Raw genomic sequence first — 20,235 nt, 5'->3', positions numbered from 1 at the left:
CCAACCCTCTCCCACAGGGAGAGGGGGAGGTCACTGCCTGTATCAGAATCTTGTGTTTACGCTCATGTACCAGGTGCGACCCGGTTCATTATACGTATACGCACCCGCACCGTACATATACGCGCCGGTTGTCGCGTTCCCCGTGGTCTGGGCATTACCCGCGCGCCACTGGCGCTTGTCGAAGACGTTGTCCACGCCGCCGGTCAGGCTGACGTTTTTCGTCACGTCCCAGGTGGCGCTCAGGCCAACGATGCTGTACGGGCTGACCTCGTCTTTCTCAGACCCGGTCACCGGCTGGCCTTTATAGTTATACTTCTTCGGCTGCTGCTTGCCGTACCATGTGAAGGTCGACTGCAATGACACATCCTGATGCACCTGCCAGCTCAGGGTTGAGTTCAGCGTGTACTCAGGAATGATCGACAGACGGTCGCCGGTCTCCTTGTTCTTGCTTTGCAGCATATAGGTGATGTTGTTGGTCCAGTTGATGGTGTCGCTGACCGGCACGTTCAGGGAGCCTTCCAGACCTTCCACCACCGCCTTCGGCACGTTTTCCCACTGGTAGATATCGGTGGTGACTTTGCCGGTGGAGGTCTGGCCAATCGGCGCGTAGCCCGCTTCAATCTTGTTGCGGTAGTCGTTGCGGAACCAGGTCACGCCCGCCAGCCAGCCGTCGCGTTTCCACTCCAGGCCAATCTCTTTGTTGATGCTGGTTTCCGCTTTCAGATCGTCGTTACCCATCATGTAGCAGCCCACGCCGTCGGAACTGGCGTAGCAGCCCTGGCCTTTACTGTACAACAGGTAGTTCGGGTTGGTCTGGTACAGGCTTGGTGCTTTGTAGGCGCGCGCGATCCCCATCTTCAGGGTGAAGTCATCCCCCAGACCCTGCGACAGGTTCAGGGACGGGCTCCAGTTATTGCCCACGATTGTGTGGTGGTCGAAGCGCAGGGCAGGGGTCAGCATGGTGCTGTCGGTCAGCTCCATGTTGTTTTCGGCAAACAGGGAGAAGATCTCCGCTGACGTGTACGGGCTACGGTCTTCGCTCATGCCCGGGATGGTGCCACCCTGCTGGGTTTGCGAGAAGGAGGTTGAATCCTTCATCCGCTGCTGGTTCCACTCGGTGCCGAGCGTCAGGTTCTGGTTCACAATGAAATCAATCGGCAGGTTGATTTCGCTGTGCAGCATCACGTCGGCCAGATCGGTGTCGGTGAATTTATTGCTGTTGAACAGGCCTTCCGTACCGCCCGCCAGCCCTTCGCCCAGGCGGGAGTTGCGGGTGTGTTCGTACTGCGCCCAGTTGCTGGTGGTAATACCGTTGTCCCAGCCGCCATTCCAGGTCACGGCGAAGTTCTGGCGATAAATACGGTTCGTCTCTTTGCCGTAGTTCTTCTTAACCAGCGCGTTGTCGTTGTTGGTGTTTTGCGTGTCACCCGCATAGAGGTTGTTCTGGCGGCTGTAGCCCGCTTCAAACTCCAGCGACTGCATCGGCGCGAAGTCCCAGCGCACCACGCCGTTGATGTCTTTGTTCTCTACACCCTCGCGGCCCGCGGGCAGGGTGTTGGCGTAGGCTCCGGTACGCTCAGACTGGTGGCCCTGGTTGATGTCCCACGCGTCGGCCTGGGTCTTATCCAGGTTACCAAACATGCGGAAGCTGAAGTCGCCGCCCAGCGGGCCGCTCAGGCTGAAGTTGGTGCGCTTGGTAGAACCTTCATCCTTGTGTTCAGGCGCGTTCAGGTAGGTGTTCCAGGAGCCGTGCCACTGGTCGTCGAACTTTTTGGTGATGATATTCACCACGCCGCCCGCCGCGCCGTTACCGTAGCGTGCGGCGGCCGGGCCGCGGATCACTTCGATGCGCTCGATCATCTCCGGCGGCACCCAGCCGGTATCGCCGCGGGTATCACGCTCGCCGCGCCAGCCCAGGCGGATGGAGTTGCGGCTGGTGACAGGCTTGCCGTCGATCAGGATCAGGGTGTTTTCCGGGCCCATGCCGCGAATGTCGATCTGACGGTTGTTCCCGCGCTGGCCGCTGGTGGAGTTCCCGGTCAGGTTAACGCCCGGCATGGTGCGGATGATTTCCGCCACGTCCCGCGCGGGCGGGTTTTTGCGGATCTCATCGGCGGTGATGGTCGACACGCCAGGCGCCTGCAAATTCTGCTCGGCGGCGGTGATCACCATCGTGTCTTCGTGCTGCGCAGAGGCGGCGTTGTCGTCTGCCATGGCGGGCAGCGCGACGCCATAAATCCCTAAATTGACCAGCAAGGCCAGAGAGTGAATCTTCTTATTCATTGTACGTCCCGCTTTTATGGTTATTTATGAACGCGCTTCCCACAGCGCGGGCAATACGCTATTGCAAATGCAAATAGTTATCAATAATATTATCAATAAAATTTGCTCTGAAACAAAAAATATTGCTAAACATGGGGTTATAAGGGTGACGGCGTTAACAACCGGAAGTGAAGCGTGGTGGCAGTCGAAAAACGGGCCGGAATGGCAACGTCATGAGGAAAACTATCGCGTTACATTCTGGTGGCGGGACCCGGCAGGAACCCAGCAGACCTCAACGGTTAAACGCGTCTGGCTCTACGTTACCGGCGTGACCGACCACCATCAGAATGCCCGCCCGCAATCGCTTGAACGCATTCCCGATACCGACGTCTGGCAGTGGCAGGGGGAGTTCAGCCCCGAATGGCGCGGCAGCTACTGTTTTATCCCCTCCGATAACGAAAACGATTTTGCCGATGCAGTATTTGAAGGCGAGCAGCCGGACCGCATGGCGCTGCGCGAAGGCTGGCGCAAGCTGCTGCCGCACGCGGTTTCAGACCCGCTGAATGCGCAGAGCTGGCGAGGCGGGCGCGGGCACGCCGTCTCGGCGCTTGAGATGCCGGAGGCGCCCGTACAGCCCGGCTGGAACCATCCTGATACGCCTTACAAAAAGCCCGTCTGCATTACGTGGGACAGCGCGCGCCTGAAGAACCGTCGCCGCGTGTGGATTTTTACCACCGGGGATGAAAGCCCCGAGCGCCCGCTGGCGGTGCTGCTTGACGGACAGTTCTGGGCCGAAAGCATGCCCGTCTGGCCTGCGCTGGCGTCGCTCACCGCCGAGCGCAACCTGCCGCCTGCGGTCTACGTCTTAATCGATGTTATTAATATGGAGCACCGTAACCGCGAGCTACCGTGCAATCCCGACTTCTGGCTGGCGGTGCAGGAAGAACTTCTCCCCCTGGTCCAACAACGCGCGCCGTTTAGCGACCGCGCCGACCGTACGGTGGTCGCAGGGCAAAGCTTTGGCGGTCTCTCCTCCCTTTATGCCGCACTGCACTGGCCGCAGCGTTTTGGCTGCGTGCTCAGCCAGTCCGGCTCCTACTGGTGGCCGCACCGCGGCGGGCAGCAGGACGGGCTGGTCATTGAACAACTCAAAGCGGGTGAAAAAACCGCTCGCGGGCTGCGCATCGTCCTTGAGGCCGGGCGCAACGAGCCGCTTATCTTGCGCGCAAACCAGGCGATCCTCGCCGAACTACACACTCAGCAACCGGTTATCTGGCGTCAGGTTGACGGCGGACACGATGCGCTTTGCTGGCGCGGTGGGCTGACGCAGGGGCTGATGACCCTCTGGCAGCCGCTCATTCAATAACGGAGTCTGTATGGAATTCAGCAATCCTTTCGATAATCCGCAGGGACAGTTCGCCATTTTGCAAAATGACCAGGGGCAGTACAGCCTGTGGCCGCAGCAGTGCGAATTGCCCGCGGGCTGGCGCGTGGTCTGCGAACCGCACTCTCAGGAGGCGTGTCAGCAGTGGCTTGCGCAACGCTGGCAGACGCTTGAGCCGTCCTCTTTTGCGGGGGAGCGCGCATGAACCGTCTTCCTCTCGTCGCCGCCCAGCCGGGTATCTGGATGGCAGAGCAGCTTTCCTCGCTGCCAAACGCCTGGAGCGTGGCGCACTACACCGAGTTGAAAGGGAATATCGACGCGCCATTGCTGGCAAAAGCCATCGCTGAAGGCATGATGCAGGCCGATACCCTGCGCACGCGTTTCGCTGAAGATAACGGCGAGGTCTGGCAGTGGGTCGATGAGACTCTGATCCTGCCGGAGCCGTCCATCGTTCGCGTTGATTCTCACGACGCCGCCGTGACGCTGATGGAGGCCGATCTCAGTCAGGATCTGCGCGTGGACAGCGGTCAGCCGCTCGCTTTCCATCAGCTGATTCAGGTCAGTGACAACCGCTGGTACTGGTATCAGCGCTATCACCATCTGGTGGTGGATGGCTTCAGTTTCCCGGCGATTACCCGCCAGATCGCCGCGATTTACGCCGCCTGGAAGAAAGGGGAACCCACGCCAGCCTCACCGTTTACCCCGTTCGCTGATGTCGTTGACGAGTATCAGCGCTATCGCGACAGTGAGGCCTGGCAGCGCGACGGTGCTTTCTGGGCCGGGCAGCGCAAACAGCTTCCTCCTCCGGTCTCGCTCTCCTCCGCGCCGCTGCCGGGACGCGCCGCCACTACCGACATCCTGCGCCTGAAAATTGCAATGGACGCTCGCGCCTTTAGCCAGCTGGCGCAGGCAGCCGGGCAGGCACAGCGCACCGATCTGGCGCTTGCGCTGGTGGCGCTGTGGCTCGGCCGCCTCACCGGACGGCTGGACTACGCCACCGGGTTTATCTTTATGCGCCGCATGGGGTCCGCCGCGCTGACCGCAACCGGCCCGGTGCTTAACGTCCTGCCGCTGGCGGTGAATATTAATCCGCTTGAGAGCCTGCCGGAGCTGGCGCTGCGCCTGGCGAACCAGCTGAAAAAGATGCGCCGCCATCAGCGCTACGACGCCGAGCAGATCGTGCGCGACAGCGGGCGGGCCGCAGGGGACGAACCCTTGTTTGGGCCGGTGCTGAACGTGAAGGTATTTGATTATCAGCTGGATATCGACGGCGTGGAGGCCATCACCCACACGCTGGCGACCGGCCCGGTGAACGATCTCGAGCTGGCACTGTTCCCGGACGAGCAGGGCGGATTAAGCATTGAGATCCTCGCCAACAGGCAGCGTTACGACGACGCGACGCTGAAGCGCCACGTTTCGCGCCTGAACGCGATGCTGGCGCAGTTTGCCGCGAACCCTGACCTGCGCTGTGGCGACGTGGAAACCGTATCAGAGCAGGAATACGCCCGGCTGGCGCGCATCAACGATACCGGCCTGGCGCTACCGTCCACCACGCTGGCGGATCTGGTGGCGGAGCAGGCGAGCAAAACGCCGGACGCTCCCGCGCTGGCGGATGCCCATATTGAGCTGAACTACCGCCAGATGCGCGAGCAGGTGGTCGCGCTGGCAAACCTGCTGCGCGCGCGCGGCGTGAAGCCGGGCGACAGCGTGGCGGTGGCGCTTCCGCGCTCGGTGTTCCTGACCCTGGCGCTGCACGGGATTGTTGAAGCCGGCGCCGCCTGGCTGCCGCTGGATACCGGCTACCCGGACGATCGTCTGCGGATGATGCTGGAGGACGCGAAACCGTCGCTCCTCATTACCACCGACGCGCAGCTTCCGCGCTTTAACGATCTGCCGATACCTTCATTTAGTTACAACATGCTATTGCCAACCACAGGCGCTGAACCTCTGCGTCTGGCGAAGCCGGAGCAGACCGCGTACATCATCTTTACCTCGGGTTCAACGGGACGCCCGAAAGGGGTGATGGTGGGGCATACCGCCATCGTTAACCGCCTGAAGTGGATGCAGGATCATTATCCACTGGCGGCGCATGACGTCGTGGCGCAGAAAACGCCGTGCAGCTTTGACGTGTCGGTGTGGGAGTTCTGGTGGCCGTTTATCGCCGGGGCAAAGCTGGTGATGGCCGAGCCGGACGCGCACCGCGATCCGCAGGCGATGCAGAGCTTCTTCGCAGAATATGGCGTAACCACCACCCACTTCGTGCCCTCGATGCTGGCGGCATTTGTTGCCTCGCTGACGCCGGAAAACGTCGACTGTTGCAGGACGCTGAAGCAGGTGTTCTGTAGCGGCGAGGCGCTGCCAACGGCGCTGTGCCGCGAGTGGGAGCAGCTCACTCATGTACCGCTGCATAACCTCTACGGCCCAACCGAAGCGGCGGTGGACGTGAGCTGGTATCCGGCGTACGGCCCGGAGCTGGCGGCAGTGGAGGGCAACAGCGTGCCGATCGGCTTCCCGGTATGGAATACGGGGCTGCGCATTCTGGACGCGATGATGCGCCCGGTGCCGTTCGGCGTGGCGGGCGATCTGTATCTCACCGGCATTCAGCTGGCACAGGGGTATCTGGGACGGCCCGACCTCACCGCCAGCCGCTTTATTGCCGATCCGTTTGCCCCAGGCGAGCGGATGTATCGCACCGGAGACGTCGCCCGCTGGCTGGACAACGGGGCGGTGGAATATCTGGGCCGCAGCGATGACCAGCTGAAAATCCGCGGTCAGCGCATTGAGCTGGGCGAAATCGACCGGGCGATGCTGTCATTGCCTGACGTGGCTCAGGCCGTGGCGCATGCGTGCGTCTTCAACCAGGCTGCGGCAACGGGCGGCGATGCCCGCCAGCTGGTGGGGTATGTGGTTTCTGAATCAGGTTTACCGCTGGATCGCGACGCGCTGCTGGTCTCGCTCAGGGCACAGCTGCCGCCGCATATGGTGCCAGTGGTGCTGCTGCAAATCAGCGCGCTGCCGCTGAGCGCCAACGGCAAGCTGGATCGCAAGGCGCTGCCGCTGCCGGAGCTGACCAGTAAAACCTCCGGTCGCGCACCCGAGACGCAAACCGAAGCCACCGTGGCGCAGGCATTTTCTGCGCTGCTGGGCTGCGAAGTGAACGATATCGACGCCGACTTCTTTGCCCTCGGCGGCCACTCGCTGCTGGCGATGCGCCTCGCGGCTCAGCTCGGCCGTGCGTTCAGCCGCAAGGTCACGCCGGGGCAGATTATGGTCGCCTCGACGGTCGGCAAGCTCAGCGCGCTGCTGGACTCGCAACTGAGCGACGAACAGGCGCAGCGTCTGGGGTATGAAACCCTGCTGCCGCTGCGTGAAAGCAACGGCCCGACGCTGTTCTGTTTCCATCCGGCGTCCGGCTTTGCCTGGCAGTTCAGCGTCCTGGCGCGCTACCTCAGCCCGCGCTGGTCGATTACCGGCATTCAGTCGCCGCGGCCAAACGGCCCGATGCAGCAGTGCGCGGATCTCGATGGGGTGATCGAACATCACCTGAAAACGTTGCGTAAGCAGCAGCCGCACGGACCGTATTACCTGTTCGGCTATTCGCTCGGCGGCACGCTGGCGCAGGGCATTGCGGCGCGTCTGCGCGAGCAGGGCGAAGCGGTGGCGTTCCTTGGCCTGCTGGATACCTGGCCGCCGGAAAGCCAGAACTGGGCGGAGAAAGAGGCAAACGGCCTTGACCCGGAAGTGCTGGCGGAGATCGAGCGCGAGCGTCAGGCGTTTATCGCCGCTCAGCAGGGACAGGGCTCCAGCGAATTGTTTAACACCATTGAAGGCAACTACGCGGACGCGGTGCGGTTGCTCACCACCGCGCACAGTTCACGCTTTGACGGTAAGGCGACGCTGTTTGTTGCCGAACGCACGCGAACGATGGATCCGCATACGGCCTGGGCGCCGTGGGTGGGCGAGCTGGAGGTCTACAGCCAGGACTGCGCCCACGTGGATATCATTTCACCGCAGGCGTTTGAAAAGATTGGGCCGGTACTGAAGGAAATTTAGGATAGTGCAAATGCCGGGTGGCGCTGCGCTTACCGGGCCTGAATGTAGGCCCGGTAAGGCGTAGCCGCCACCCGGCAATTACCGCCGACCTAACGGCACCACCAGCGGCGTACCCGCCACCGGATCGTCAATAATCATGCAGCGCATGCCGTAGATCCGCGCGATCAGCTCTGGCGTCACAATCTCCTTCGGCGCGCCCTGCGCCACAATCTCGCCGTCGCGCAAGGCAATCAGATGCGTGGCGTAGCGGCACGCCTGATTTAAATCATGCAGCACCGCCGCCAGGGTATACCCCTGCGTGCGGTTCAGCTCGCTCAGCAGCTCCAGCAGGTCAATCTGATGGCTGATGTCCAGCCAGGTCGTCGGCTCGTCCAGCAGCATAATGGCGGTCTCCTGCGCCAGCACCATCGCGATCCACGCCCGCTGTCGCTGTCCGCCGGAGAGGGTATCCACGCTTTGCTGAGCCAGATCGGTGATGCCCGTTGCCTGCATCGCGCGCTTCACGGCCTCGTCGTCCTCTTTGCGCCAGCGGGTAAACAGCGGCTGGTGTGGGTAGCGCCCGCGCGAGACCAGCTCCTGCACTGTGATGTCTCCCGGCGTGGTGGCGTTTTGCGCCAGCAGCCCGATGCGCCTGGCCACCTCTTTGCTGGCGAAGCGCTGGATCTGCTCCCCGTCGAGGAATACGCTGCCCTCTGTCGGCGACATCAGGCGGCTCAGAGTGCGCAGCAGGGTTGATTTGCCGCAGCCGTTCGGACCGATAATCGCGGTGAAGTGGCCGTCCGGAATGGCGACGGTTAAATCACGGGCAATGATTTTTTTGCCATAGCCGAGGGTCAAGTTTTCGCCGCGCAAGCGGGTTGTTGAATCTGTCATTTCTTGCGTGACTCCTGAACGAGCAAGACGATGAGGTAAATCCCGCCGAGGCTGACGGTCACCACGCCCACCGGAAGTTGATAAGGCATAAACAGCTGCTGGGCGCAGAGATCGGCGGCCAGCAGCAGCATCGCACCGCACAGGGCAGCCTGGGTCAAGCCCCAGCGCGCGGTGCCGCTAAGACGCCGCGCGATGTGCGGCGCGACAAGGGCAATAAACGAGATCGGCCCGGCAATCGCGGTGGACGCAGCGGTCAGCAATACCGCCACCAGCATCAGCATCAGGCGCGAGCGCTCAACGCTCACGCCCAGCGCGCAGGCGCTGTCGTCGCCCATCTCCAGCAGGCGCATCCGGCGTACCAGCAGCAGGGCGCCGATAAACATCAGCAAAATTAGCGGCGCGGCGGGCCAGGTTTTGCCCCACGTCAGGCCGTTAAGTGAGCCGGCGTACCACAGCCCGGCGGAGAGCGCGGTTTCCAGAGACGCCTGCAACAAAAGCCAGGTGTTAAACGCCATCAGCATCGCGCGGATGCCGATCCCGATAATGATCAGCCGGAAGGTGTCAATGCCATTGCGCCAGGCCAGGGCCCAGATAAGCAGCGAGGTCAGAATGCCGCCCGCCATCGCCGTAAAGGTAATGGCCGTCAGATGTTGCCCGAACAGCACCATCGCCACCAGCACGCCGCTCCACGCGCCGGTATTCAGGCCCATCACGTCCGGGCTGCCGAGGGGGTTACGCATCAGCGACTGGAAAATCGCGCCGCTGACGCCGAGTGCCGCGCCTACCAGGATCGCCATCGCCACGCGCGGCAGTCGCCATTCGGTGACCACCATGGTGATGTTACGCGGCGCGCTGCCGGTGAGGGCGTGAAAGACCTGCGCGAAATCAAGCGTTACGGCACCGCTTTGCAGGCTCCAGACCGCCAGCAGAGTAATGGCGATAGCCAGCAGGAAGACGCTGGTGAGTAAACGACGGGAAGGAGCCATCATGCGCCACCTCCGCGTCTGCGACGTACCAGGAAGATCAGCACCGGCGCGCCGATAAACGCGCTCACCACCGAGACGCGCAGCTCGCCGGGCACCAGCAGGCGGCCCAGCACGTCGGCAAACAGCAGCAGGGCAGGGGTCGCCAGCAGCGTGACCGGCAGCGACCAGCGGTGGTCCGACCCCACCAGCCAGCGCGCCATGTGCGGCATCATCAGGCCGATAAAGGCGATCGGACCGACCACGGCGGTTGCGCTGCCGCTCAGCACGGTGATAGCGAGCAGGCCAGTCAGCTGCGTGCGGGCGACGCGGTTGCCGAGGGCGGTCGCGGTGTCGCTGCCGAGGCTCAGGCTGTTCAGCGACCGGCTTAAACACAGCGCCACGACGGCGGCGATAATGACCGGGATTGCCACCACGTTTAAGGTTTCAAGGGTGCGGATATCCAGCGAACCGGCCTGCCAGAAGCGCAGCTGGTCGTAGACGTCCGGGTTGAGCAGGGCGATGCCGCTGGACAAGCCTTCCAGCACCGCGGCCAGCGCCACGCCTGCCAGGGTTAAGCGTACCGGGCTGAGCTGCCCGCCGCCCTGGCTGCCGGTAAACGCGACCACCAGCGAGGCGGCCAGCGCGCCGCAGAAGGCCATCGCCAGCTGTTCAGAGGGTGACGTCAACCCGAACAGCGCTGCGCCGAGCACGATGGCAAAGCTGGCGCCGGAGTTGACGCCGAGAATGCCGGGGTCCGCCAGCGGGTTACGGGTAAGGGTTTGCATCAGGGCACCCGCAAGGCCAAGCGCGCCACCGGCCAGCAGTCCGGCAAGAGTGCGGGGCAGGCGGGCGTCGAGCACGATGGTGCAGTCGGCGCTCTGACAGGTGCCGGAGAGCGCATCAACGATAACGTAGGCGGGTAGCGGCTTCGCGCCGACCAGCAGGCTGAGTGCAATCGCAAGGATTAGCAGTAGCAATAATACGGGCACGGCAATGGCGCGCACCGCAGAAGAGGAAAACGACATAGCAACATCCATGATTTGATAATGATAGTGATTATCGTTATCTATCTTATTTGGCTATGTTAGCATGTGCGCCCATGGAATGGGTAGAAATAGACTCAAGGCTTTGTCATGAATCAAAAATCCTGGCTGCTTAACCTCAGCCTGTTGAAAACGCACCCGGCGTATCGCGCCGTTTTTATCGCTCGCTTTATCTCCATTTTGTCCCTCGGCCTGCTCGGCGTCGCCGTGCCGGTACAGATCCAGACTATGACGCACTCCAGTTGGCTGGTGGGGTTATCCGTCACCTTAACCGGCGGGGCGATGTTTATCGGACTGATGGTCGGCGGCGTGCTGGCGGATCGCTACGAGCGTAAGAAGCTGATCCTGCTGGCGCGCGGCACCTGCGGGGTGGGCTTTATCGGGCTGTGTCTGAACGCCATGCTGCCGGAGCCGTCGCTGATGGCGATTTATGCCCTTGGCCTGTGGGACGGTTTTTTCGCCTCGCTCGGCGTGACGGCGCTGCTGGCGGCGACGCCCGCGCTGGTGGGGCGCGAGAACCTGATGCAGGCGGGGGCGATCACTATGCTCACGGTACGCCTCGGCTCGGTGATTTCGCCGATGGTCGGCGGCCTGCTGCTGGCCACCGGCAACGTGGCGTGGAACTACGGCCTTGCCGCGGCGGGCACCTTTATCACCACCCTGACGCTGCTGCGTCTGCCGCTGTTGCCACCGCCGCCGCAGCCGCGCGAACACCCGCTGAAATCGCTGATGGCCGCGATTCGTTTTCTGTTCAGCAACCCGCTGATTGGCGGCATTGCACTGCTCGGCGGCCTGCTGACGATGGCGAGCGCCGTGCGCGTGCTTTACCCGGCGCTGGCGGGCGAGTGGCAGATGAGCGCCTCAGAGATTGGCGTGCTGTACGCCGCCATTCCGCTCGGTGCGGCCTGCGGGGCGCTGACCAGCGGTAACCTGGCCCAAAGCGCGCGTCCGGGCTTGATTATGCTGGTGGCGACGCTGGCCTCGTTTATCGCCATCGGCTTCTTCAGCCTGATGCCGGTCTGGGCGCTGGGGGTGATGTGTCTGGTGATTTTCGGCTGGCTGAGTGCGGTCAGCTCACTTTTACAGTACACCCTGATCCAGACCCAGACGCCGGAAGGGATGCTGGGGCGTATCAACGGCCTGTGGACCGCGCAGAACGTGACGGGCGATGCGATTGGCGCGGCGATCCTCGGCGGGCTGGGGGCGATAATGACCCCGGTGGCGTCGGCGAGCAGCAGCGGGTTTGTGTTAGCGATGGTTGGCGCGATCTTACTGGTGGTGCTGGTGGAATTGCGGCGGTTCAGGCAGGAGGTCGTGTTGAACGACGGTGCGGCCTGATGCCCTCACCCCGGCCCTCTCCCACGGGGAGAGGGAGGGAAAATGCCTACTTAAACAACGCATTCAATCTGTCTAACACCAGCATCGCGCTGTAATAATCCAGGCGGAACGTCTCCGTTCCCAGCGCCCAGACGCGTTTGTTTTTCACCGACGGTAAATGCGCCAGCAGCGGGTTGGCGTAAATCGCATTCACGTCTTTCTCGTCGCCGGCAAACACGAACAGCCCTTCGCCGTTCAGCCCTGTCGCCAGATTTTCTCCACCCAGCTGAATAATGTCGTGACGCTTGCCCTGGCTTTTTGAGGTGTGCAGCCCATCGGGTAACGCCGCCAGCGTAAAGCCCAACTGGTGTAACAGCTTGCCCTGCGCCGATTCTGTCGTCCACAGGTTCGCCGTGTGCGCAGCGGCGGTGTAGACGATGGCATTCACCGGCTGCGGCGGCAGTTTCATCTGCTGTTTCACCTGCGCGAGCTGTTTATCGAACGCGGCGATGCGTTCAGCGGCCTGTTTCTCGTGCCCGGTCATCGTGCCCAGCTGGGTCAGCAGTTCCTGCCAGCTTTTGTCGTCGTAATTTATGATAAGCGTCGGGGCGATGGCGGAGAGCTGATCGTACAGCGCCAGCGCGGAATCCCCGCCGGTGGCGCTGATTAGAATCAGGTCCGGCATCTGGGCGGCCACCGCTTCGGCGCTCGGCTCGCCGATGTACAGCCGTGCAACCTTACGCTGTTTTGCAATATCCCCCCACTGGCGCAGGAAACCCTGCGCGTCCGCCACGCGGTTGTTCGGCGTGGTTGCGCCGCTGGCAATGACCGGCGCGTCAATCGCCAGCAGGGAGCCGGTTAAGGTCACGCTGGTGGAGACAATGCGCGTCGGTTTGCTCTCAAGCGTATGCACGCCGCGGCTGTCGTTGACCTGGCGCGGCCAGTCTGCGGCGGTGGCTGAGGTTAGTCCTAAAACAAAAAGTCCTGTCAGAAGAAGGGCATTGCGGCAAACGGCAGCGATTTTCACAGAGCGGCATCCTGTTTTTACTGAAGATAATGCTTCTCATTTTCATGGTTGCCGGGAAGGGATGCAAGCGTTTGTCGCAGAAGTTAATGGCCCGACGGTTGACAGCGGCGCGCTGTGGGATTAGGTTAGCCGACGAAAATATAAATGATAATCATTATTGCTTCTTTTATCATTTTGAGGAGGATGATATGGACACGTCCCTGGCTGAGGAAGTTCAGCACACCACGACCACGCTGCAATCAGACAGCTTTTTCTTTATGTCGCCTTACCGCAGTTTTACCACCTCAGGCTGTTTTGCCCGATTCTCTGAACCTGCCGTCGGCGGAGACGATCCGGCGGGGCAGTTCCAGCAGAAATTAGCCCAGGCTTTCCGGGATGCGAAAGCCAGCGGCATCGCCCATCCCGTCATGGTAGGGGCCATCCCGTTCGATACCCGCAAGCCGTCTTCGCTGTTTATTCCGCAACGCTGGGAGACGTTTTCCCGTCCCGCGCGTCAGCAGTCCGCACGCTATTTCTCCGGCGCGCAGGCGCTGAAGGTGGAACAGCGCACCGAGATCCCCGCTCAGCCCGTTTTTGAAGAGATGGTCGCGCGCGCCGCGTCGCTCACCGCCACGCCGCAGGTGAATAAGGTAGTGCTGTCGCGCCTGATTGATATCGCCACCGACAAAAAAATGGACAGCGGCGCGCTGATGGAGCGTCTGATCGCTCAGAACCCGGCGAGTTTTAACTTCCACGTGCCGCTGGAAGACGGCGGCGTGCTGCTCGGCGCCAGCCCGGAACTGCTGCTGCGCAAAGAGGGCAGGCACTTTAGCTCGCTGCCGCTTGCAGGCTCCGCGCGCCGCCAGCCGGACGACGTGCTGGATCGCGAGGCGGGCAATAAGCTGCTGGCCTCCGAAAAGGACCGCCACGAACACGACCTGGTGACCCAGGCGATGAAGGCCATTCTGGAACCGCGCAGCCATCACCTGAGCATGCCGTCTTCCCCGCAGCTCATCACCACGCCGACGCTGTGGCATCTGGCGACGCCGGTTGAAGGTGACGCGCGCGAGAACGAAAACGCCCTGACGCTGGCCTGCCTGCTGCATCCGACCCCGGCCCTGAGCGGCTTTCCGCATCAGGCGGCTAAAGAACTGATTGCCGAGCTGGAGCCGTTCGACCGTGAGCTTTTTGGCGGCATCGTCGGCTGGTGCGACAGCGAAGGCAACGGCGAGTGGGTGGTGACCATCCGCTGCGCGCGTCTTCGCGAAAATACCGTTCGCCTGTTTGCCGGCGCGGGCATTGTGCCTGCCTCCTCCCCGGTGGGCGAGTGGCGCGAGACGGGTGTGAAGCTCTCCACCATGCTTAACGTGTTTGGTTTGCACTAAGGAATACCCATGACCATCCCTTTTACCCGCTGGCCTGAGGATTTTGCCCGCCGCTACCGTGAAAAAGGCTACTGGCAGGATCTGCCGCTGACCCACATCCTGACGGACCATGCGCAAAGCGATGCGGTCGCGATTATTGACGGCGAACGGCACATCACCTACCGCGCGTTTCATCAGGCGGTGAATAACCTCGCGTCTGCCCTCCAGGCGCAGGGGCTGCACCGCGGCGAGACCGCGCTGGTGCAGCTCAGCAACGTGGCCGAGTTTTACATCACCTTTTTCGCGCTGCTGCAGATCGGCGTCGCGCCGGTTAACGCGCTCTTTAGCCATCAGCGCAGCGAGCTGAACGCCTACGCCGCCCAGATCAAACCCGCCGTGCTGATCGCCGATCGCCAACATGCCCTGTTCGCGGGGGATGATTTTCTCAATACCTTTGTGGATGAACACCGCTCGGTTCGCGCCGTGCTGCTGCGCGGCGATAAGGGTGAACATGCGCTGGAAGCGGCGATTGCGCGCCCGGCGGACAACTTCATCCCGAACCCGACTCCCGCAGACGAGGTGGCGTTCTTCCAGCTCTCCGGCGGCAGCACAGGCACGCCGAAGCTGATCCCGCGTACGCACAACGACTACGACTACAGCATCCGCCGCAGCAATGAAATCTGCGGCATCACTGCGCACACCCGCTATCTGAACGCGCTTCCCGCGGCGCATAACTACGCCATGAGCTCGCCGGGATCGTTAGGCGTGTTCACGGCGGGCGGCTGCGTGGTGCTGGCGAACGATCCGAGCGCCACGCTCTGCTTCCCGCTGATTGAGCAGCATCAGATCAACGTGACGTCGCTGGTCCCTCCGGCGGTGAGCCTCTGGCTGCAGGCGATTGCCGACGGCGCGGGGAACGCGCAGCTGAAATCCCTCAAGCTGCTCCAGGTGGGCGGCGCACGGCTCTCCGCCACGCTCGCGGCGCGTATCCCGGCGGAAATCGGCTGCCAGCTGCAACAGGTGTTTGGCATGGCGGAAGGGCTGGTGAACTACACCGCCCTCGACGATGCGCCGGAACGCATCATCAACACTCAGGGCCGTCCGATGTGCCCTGATGACGAAGTGTGGGTGGCGGACGAGGACGGCAATCCGCTCCCGCGCGGGGAAGTCGGACGTTTGATGACGCGCGGCCCGTACACCTTCCGCGGCTATTTCAACAGCCCGGAGCACAACGCCAGCGCCTTTGATGCCAACGGTTTTTACTGTTCCGGCGATCTGATCGCCATCGACGAGCAGGGCTACATCACCGTGCAGGGTCGCGAGAAAGATCAGATTAACCGCGGTGGCGAAAAGATTGCCGCCGAAGAGATCGAAAACCTGCTGCTGCGCCACGAAGCGGTGATCCACGCCGCGCTGGTGAGCATGGAGGACACCCTGCTGGGCGAAAAAAGCTGTGCGTATCTGGTGGTGAAACAGCCCCTGCGTGCGGTTGAGGTGCGCCGCTTCCTGCGCGAGCAGGGCGTTGCCGAATTTAAGCTGCCGGACCGCGTGGAGAGCGTGGATGCGCTTCCGCTCACGCCGGTCGGCAAAGTTGATAAGAAACAGTTGCGCCTGTGGCTTGCTGAACGCGCCCGGGGCTGAGGAACAGAGAATGGCCATTCCAAAATTAACCGCTTACGCGCTGCCAACCGCCGCAGAGCTGCCGACCAACAAGGTGAACTGGGCGTTTGAGCCGGAGCGCGCCGCGCTGCTGATCCACGATATGCAGGAGTATTTCCTGAACTTCTGGGGCGAAAATAGCGACATGATGCAGCAGGTGGTGGCGAACATCGCTAAACTGCGCGCTTACTGCAAAGAACACAATATCCCGGTGTACTACACCGCGCAGCCGAAAGAGCAGAGCGATGAAGACCGCGCCCTGCTGAACGACATGTGGGGGCCGGGCCTGACCCGCTCGCCGGAGCAGCAGCGTATCGTGGATGAACTGACGCCGGACGAAGCGGACACCGTGCTGGTGAAGTGGCGCTACAGCGCGTTTCACCGCTCACCGCTGGAGCAGATGCTGAAAGAGACCGGCCGCAACCAGCTGCTGATTACCGGCGTTTATGCCCACATCGGCTGCATGACCACCGCTACCGACGCCTTTATGCGCGACATCAAGCCGTTCTTTATCGCCGACGCGCTGGCGGACTTCACCCGCGACGAGCACCTGATGTCGCTGAAATACGTGGCAGGACGTTCTGGCCGCGTGGTGATGACCGATGAGCTGCTGCCGTCCGTTCCGGCAACGAAAGCCGCGCTGCGCACGCTGATCCTGCCGCTGCTGGACGAGTCCGACGAGCCGATGGATGACGAAAACCTGATCGACTACGGTCTGGACTCGGTGCGCATGATGGCGCTGGCCGCCCGCTGGCGAAAGGTGCACGGCGACATCGACTTCGTGATGCTGGCGAAAAATCCGACCCTCGACGCCTGGTGGGCGCTGCTCTCCCGTGAGGTGAAGTGATGGCGGGGTCCGATTTTACCGGTAAAACGGTTTGGGTAACGGGCGCGGGTAAAGGTATCGGCTATGCGACCGCGCTGGCCTTTGTGGAGGCGGGCGCGCGGGTGACCGGGTTCGATCTGGCCTTCCCGCAGGACGATTATCCGTTTGCCACCGAAACGCTGGACGTGGCGGACGCGGCGCAGGTGGGCGACGTCTGCGGGCGCTTACTTGGCACCCTTGAGCGCCTCGACGTGCTGGTTAACGCGGCGGGCATTCTGCGCATGGGCGCGACGGACGAGCTTTCGCAGGAGGACTGGCAGCAGACCTTTGCGGTTAACGTCGGCGGCGCGTTTAACCTGTTTCAGCAGACGATGGGCCAGTTCCGCCGTCAGCAGGGCGGAGCGATAGTGACCGTGGCCTCCGACGCGGCGCACACCCCGCGCATCGGGATGAGCGCCTACGGCGCGTCGAAGGCGGCGCTGAAAAGCCTGGCGCTGACCGTCGGGCTGGAGCTGGCGGGCAGCGGCGTGCGCTGTAACCTGGTGTCGCCCGGCTCAACGGATACCGACATGCAGCGCACCCTGTGGAAAAGCGACGATGCGGAGCAGCAGCGCATTCGCGGCTTTGGCGAGCAGTTCAAGCTCGGCATTCCGCTCGGCAAAATCGCCCGCCCGCGGGAAATTGCCGCCACCGTGCTGTTCCTTGCGTCCGATACCGCCAGCCATATTACCCTACAGGATCTCGTGGTGGACGGCGGCTCCACGCTGGGGGCGTAATGATCTGGAAACGTCATTTATCGCTTGAAGAACTGAACGCCACCAGTGTGAACACCCTGGTGGCGCACCTGGGCATCGTCTATACCCGCCTCGGGGACGACACGCTGGAAGCGGAGATGCCGGTGGATGCCCGTACCCATCAGCCGTTTGGCCTGCTGCACGGCGGGGCGTCGGCGGCGCTGGCGGAAACGCTGGGCTCAATGGCCGGTTTTCTGATGACCCGCGACGGGCAGAACGTGGTCGGCACAGAGCTGAACGCCACGCACCATCGTGCGGTCTCTCACGGTAAGGTGCGCGGCGTGTGTCAGCCGCTGCATCTGGGGCGTTCGAGCCAGAGCTGGGAGATCGTGGTATTCGACGAGCAGGGGCGGCGGTGCTGTACCTGTCGGTTGAGCACGATGGTGCTGGGGTAGGCCATTCAGCTGAAAGTGATCGGCTTAACACTGTGGTGTAAATCTCTGGTTTGACCACGCATTATTGCGTTTCAAAGTTGTTAAATTTTATCCGTTGTTCTAGAAACAAAATGTAACATCTCACTGTTTCACAACAACGGACAACAACTATGAACAACTCAGGGAAATACCTTACGTGGGCGGTGCTCTCCGTTGTGGGAGCCTTTGCCCTGGGCTATATCGCCCTCAACCGGGGGGAGCAGATCAATGCGCTCTGGATCGTCGTCGCCTCCGTCTGCATTTATCTCATTGCGTACCGTTTTTATGGCCGCTATATCGCAAAGACGGTACTGGGCGTAGACGGCACACGCATGACGCCAGCCGTGCGCCACAACGACGGGCTGGACTACGTGCCGACAGATAAAAAAGTGCTGTTCGGTCACCATTTCGCGGCGATTGCCGGTGCAGGCCCGCTGGTGGGGCCGGTGCTGGCGGCGCAGATGGGCTACCTGCCGGGGATGATCTGGATCCTCGCGGGGGTGGTGCTGGCGGGCGCGGTGCAGGACTTTATGGTGCTGTTCGTCTCCACCCGTCGCGACGGTCGTTCGCTGGGCGAACTGGTGAAAGAGGAGATGGGGGCAACCGCCGGGGTGATTGCGCTGGTGGCGACCTTTATGATCATGGTGATCATCCTCGCGGTGCTGGCGATGATCGTGGTGAAAGCGCTGACCCACAGCCCGTGGGGAACTTACACGGTCGCCTTCACCATTCCGCTGGCGCTGTTTATGGGGATTTACATTCGCTACCTGCGCCCGGGGCGCATTGGTGAAGTCTCTGTCATTGGCCTGGTGTTCCTGGTATTTGCGATTATCTCCGGCGGCTGGGTGGCGGAAAGCACGACCTGGGCACCATTCTTCGACTTTACCGGCGTGCAGCTGACCTGGATGCTGGTGGGCTACGGCTTTGTGGCGGCGGTGCTGCCGGTGTGGCTGCTGCTGGCCCCGCGCGATTATCTCTCAACCTTCCTGAAAATCGGCACCATCGTCGGGCTGGCCATCGGCATTCTGATTATGCGCCCAACGCTGACCATGCCTGCGCTGACCAAATTCATCGACGGTACCGGCCCGGTCTGGACTGGTAACCTGTTCCCGTTCCTGTTTATTACCATCGCCTGCGGTGCGGTGTCGGGCTTCCACGCGCTGATTGCCTCCGGGACCACGCCGAAGATGCTGGCCAACGAGAATCAGGCCTGCCTGATTGGCTACGGCGGCATGCTGATGGAGTCCTTCGTGGCGATTATGGCGCTGGTCTCCGCCTGCATTATCGACCCGGGCGTCTACTTCGCGATGAACAGCCCGATGGCGGTGCTGGCTCCGGCCGGCACCGTTGACGTGGTAGCGTCCGCCGCGCAAGTGGTGAGCGGCTGGGGCTTTGCCATTACCCCGGAAACGCTGACGCATATCGCTAATGAGGTGGGCGAGCAGTCAATTATCTCCCGCGCGGGTGGGGCACCGACGCTGGCGGTGGGCATGGCCTACATTCTCCACGGCGCGCTGGGCGGGCTGATGGACGTGTCGTTCTGGTATCACTTCGCCATTCTGTTCGAGGCGCTGTTTATTTTGACGGCGGTGGATGCGGGTACGCGTGCGGCGCGCTTTATGCTGCAGGATCTGCTGGGGGTGATCTCCCCGAACCTGAAGCGGACCGATTCGCTCCCGGCTAACCTGCTGGCGACGGCGCTGTGCGTGCTGGCGTGGGGCTACTTCCTGCATCAGGGCGTGGTCGATCCGCTGGGCGGGATCAACACCCTGTGGCCGCTGTTTGGTATCGCCAACCAGATGCTGGCGGGCATGGCGCTGATGCTCTGCGCGGTGGTGCTGTTCAAGATGAAGCGCCAGCGTTACGCGTGGGTGGCGCTGGTGCCAACCGCCTGGCTGCTAATCTGTACCCTGACGGCGGGCTGGCAAAAAGCCTTCAGCCCGGACAATAAGGTGGGCTTCCTGGCCATCGCCAACAAGTTTCAGGCGATGATCGACAGCGGCAAGATCCCGGCGCAGTACACCGAGTCACAGCTGTCGCAGCTGGTGTTCAACAACCGTCTGGATGCCGGGCTGACCATCTTCTTTATGGTGGTGGTTGTGGTGCTGGCGTTGTATTCTCTGAAAACCGCGCTGGCGGCGCTGAAGGTCGACACGCCGACGGCGAAAGAGACGCCGTATGAGCCGATGCCTGAAAACCTGGACGAGATTGTGACCCAGGCGAAAGGGGCACATTAACCTTTGTGCCGGATGGCGCTAGCGCTTACCCGGCCTACA

The 20,235-nt window shown here is 62.2% G+C and carries 15 protein-coding genes; 10 read left to right on the top strand and 5 right to left on the bottom strand.

Annotated elements, in window-relative coordinates; genetic code table 11:
* Positions 1 to 42: 42 nt before the first annotated feature.
* Positions 43 to 2,283, bottom strand: a complete 2,241-nt coding sequence (locus A6013_RS19530; RefSeq protein WP_045631298.1) for a TonB-dependent siderophore receptor — start codon at positions 2,281 to 2,283, stop codon at positions 43 to 45.
* A 145-nt stretch (positions 2,284 to 2,428) separates the two neighbouring features.
* On the opposite strand from A6013_RS19530, the gene fes reads away from it, so the two are divergent.
* From fes to entF, 3 genes are read left to right on the top strand one after another with little or no spacing between them, the layout of a single operon-like run.
* Positions 2,429 to 3,628 (top strand): enterochelin esterase, encoded by a 1,200-nt coding sequence (gene fes, locus A6013_RS19525; RefSeq protein WP_069733610.1) that lies wholly within the window; start codon positions 2,429 to 2,431, stop codon positions 3,626 to 3,628.
* Positions 3,629 to 3,638: 10 nt separating this feature from the next.
* Positions 3,639 to 3,851 carry an MbtH family NRPS accessory protein gene (locus tag A6013_RS19520; RefSeq protein ID WP_028012289.1) on the top strand — a complete coding sequence of 71 codons (213 nt, stop codon included), beginning with the start codon at positions 3,639 to 3,641 and terminating at the stop codon, positions 3,849 to 3,851.
* The gene (gene entF, locus A6013_RS19515; RefSeq protein WP_069733609.1) at positions 3,848 to 7,699 is read left to right on the top strand and encodes an enterobactin non-ribosomal peptide synthetase EntF; all 3,852 of its coding nucleotides are present in this window, start codon (positions 3,848 to 3,850) and stop codon (positions 7,697 to 7,699) included. Before A6013_RS19520 ends, entF begins: the two co-directional genes overlap by 4 nt.
* 78 nt (positions 7,700 to 7,777) lie before the next feature.
* On the opposite strand, the gene fepC is transcribed toward entF, so the two are convergent.
* Genes fepC through fepD form a run of 3 tightly spaced genes read right to left on the bottom strand, consistent with a single transcriptional unit; the run spans position 7,778 to position 10,562 of the window.
* Positions 7,778 to 8,572, bottom strand: a complete 795-nt coding sequence (gene fepC / locus A6013_RS19510; RefSeq protein ID WP_059357479.1) for an iron-enterobactin ABC transporter ATP-binding protein — start codon at positions 8,570 to 8,572, stop codon at positions 7,778 to 7,780.
* Positions 8,569 to 9,558, bottom strand: coding sequence for an iron-enterobactin ABC transporter permease (gene fepG / locus A6013_RS19505; RefSeq protein ID WP_102863679.1), 990 nt, complete (start codon positions 9,556 to 9,558; stop codon positions 8,569 to 8,571). The genes fepC and fepG overlap by 4 nt, the downstream gene beginning before the upstream one ends.
* The gene (gene fepD / locus A6013_RS19500; RefSeq protein WP_069733607.1) at positions 9,558 to 10,562 is read right to left on the bottom strand and encodes a Fe(3+)-siderophore ABC transporter permease; all 1,005 of its coding nucleotides are present in this window, start codon (positions 10,560 to 10,562) and stop codon (positions 9,558 to 9,560) included. The genes fepG and fepD overlap by 1 nt, the downstream gene beginning before the upstream one ends.
* 108 nt (positions 10,563 to 10,670) lie before the next feature.
* Between fepD and entS the strand changes: the two genes are divergently transcribed.
* Entirely contained in the window at positions 10,671 to 11,918 is a 1,248-nt protein-coding gene (gene entS / locus A6013_RS19495; RefSeq protein WP_063438253.1) for an enterobactin transporter EntS, read from the top strand.
* Positions 11,919 to 11,964: 46 nt separating this feature from the next.
* On the opposite strand, the gene fepB is transcribed toward entS, so the two are convergent.
* Complete coding sequence (gene fepB, locus A6013_RS19490; RefSeq protein ID WP_048956900.1) at positions 11,965 to 12,924, bottom strand: Fe2+-enterobactin ABC transporter substrate-binding protein; 960 nt, start codon at positions 12,922 to 12,924, stop codon at positions 11,965 to 11,967.
* 188 nt (positions 12,925 to 13,112) lie between these two features.
* On the opposite strand from fepB, the gene entC reads away from it, so the two are divergent.
* The 6 genes from entC to cstA all read left to right on the top strand — a co-directional run bounded on the left by entC (position 13,113) and on the right by cstA (position 20,196).
* Positions 13,113 to 14,288, top strand: coding sequence for an isochorismate synthase EntC (gene entC, locus A6013_RS19485; RefSeq protein WP_069733606.1), 1,176 nt, complete (start codon positions 13,113 to 13,115; stop codon positions 14,286 to 14,288).
* A gap of 9 nt (positions 14,289 to 14,297) precedes the next feature.
* A complete protein-coding gene (gene entE / locus A6013_RS19480; RefSeq protein ID WP_069733605.1) occupies positions 14,298 to 15,908 on the top strand; it encodes a (2,3-dihydroxybenzoyl)adenylate synthase EntE in 1,611 nt (536 codons plus the stop codon).
* Positions 15,909 to 15,918: 10 nt separating this feature from the next.
* Positions 15,919 to 16,773, top strand: a complete 855-nt coding sequence (locus A6013_RS19475; protein WP_069733604.1) for an isochorismatase — start codon at positions 15,919 to 15,921, stop codon at positions 16,771 to 16,773.
* Positions 16,773 to 17,528: a 2,3-dihydro-2,3-dihydroxybenzoate dehydrogenase EntA gene (entA, locus tag A6013_RS19470; RefSeq protein ID WP_069733603.1), complete on the top strand. Its 756-nt coding sequence runs from the start codon at positions 16,773 to 16,775 to the stop codon at positions 17,526 to 17,528. Before A6013_RS19475 ends, entA begins: the two co-directional genes overlap by 1 nt.
* Positions 17,528 to 17,941 carry a proofreading thioesterase EntH gene (gene entH / locus A6013_RS19465; protein ID WP_069733602.1) on the top strand — a complete coding sequence of 138 codons (414 nt, stop codon included), beginning with the start codon at positions 17,528 to 17,530 and terminating at the stop codon, positions 17,939 to 17,941. The genes entA and entH overlap by 1 nt, the downstream gene beginning before the upstream one ends.
* Before the next feature lie 149 nt (positions 17,942 to 18,090).
* Entirely contained in the window at positions 18,091 to 20,196 is a 2,106-nt protein-coding gene (cstA, locus tag A6013_RS19460; RefSeq protein WP_069733601.1) for a pyruvate/proton symporter CstA, read from the top strand.
* Positions 20,197 to 20,235 lie beyond the last annotated feature (39 nt).

This window comes from Enterobacter sp. IF2SW-B1, from assembly GCF_001743375.1.
Classification (GTDB): domain Bacteria; phylum Pseudomonadota; class Gammaproteobacteria; order Enterobacterales; family Enterobacteriaceae; genus Enterobacter; species Enterobacter bugandensis.
The sequence above is the reverse complement of the archived record's forward strand: the minus strand, read 5'-3'. Positions and strand labels throughout refer to the sequence as shown.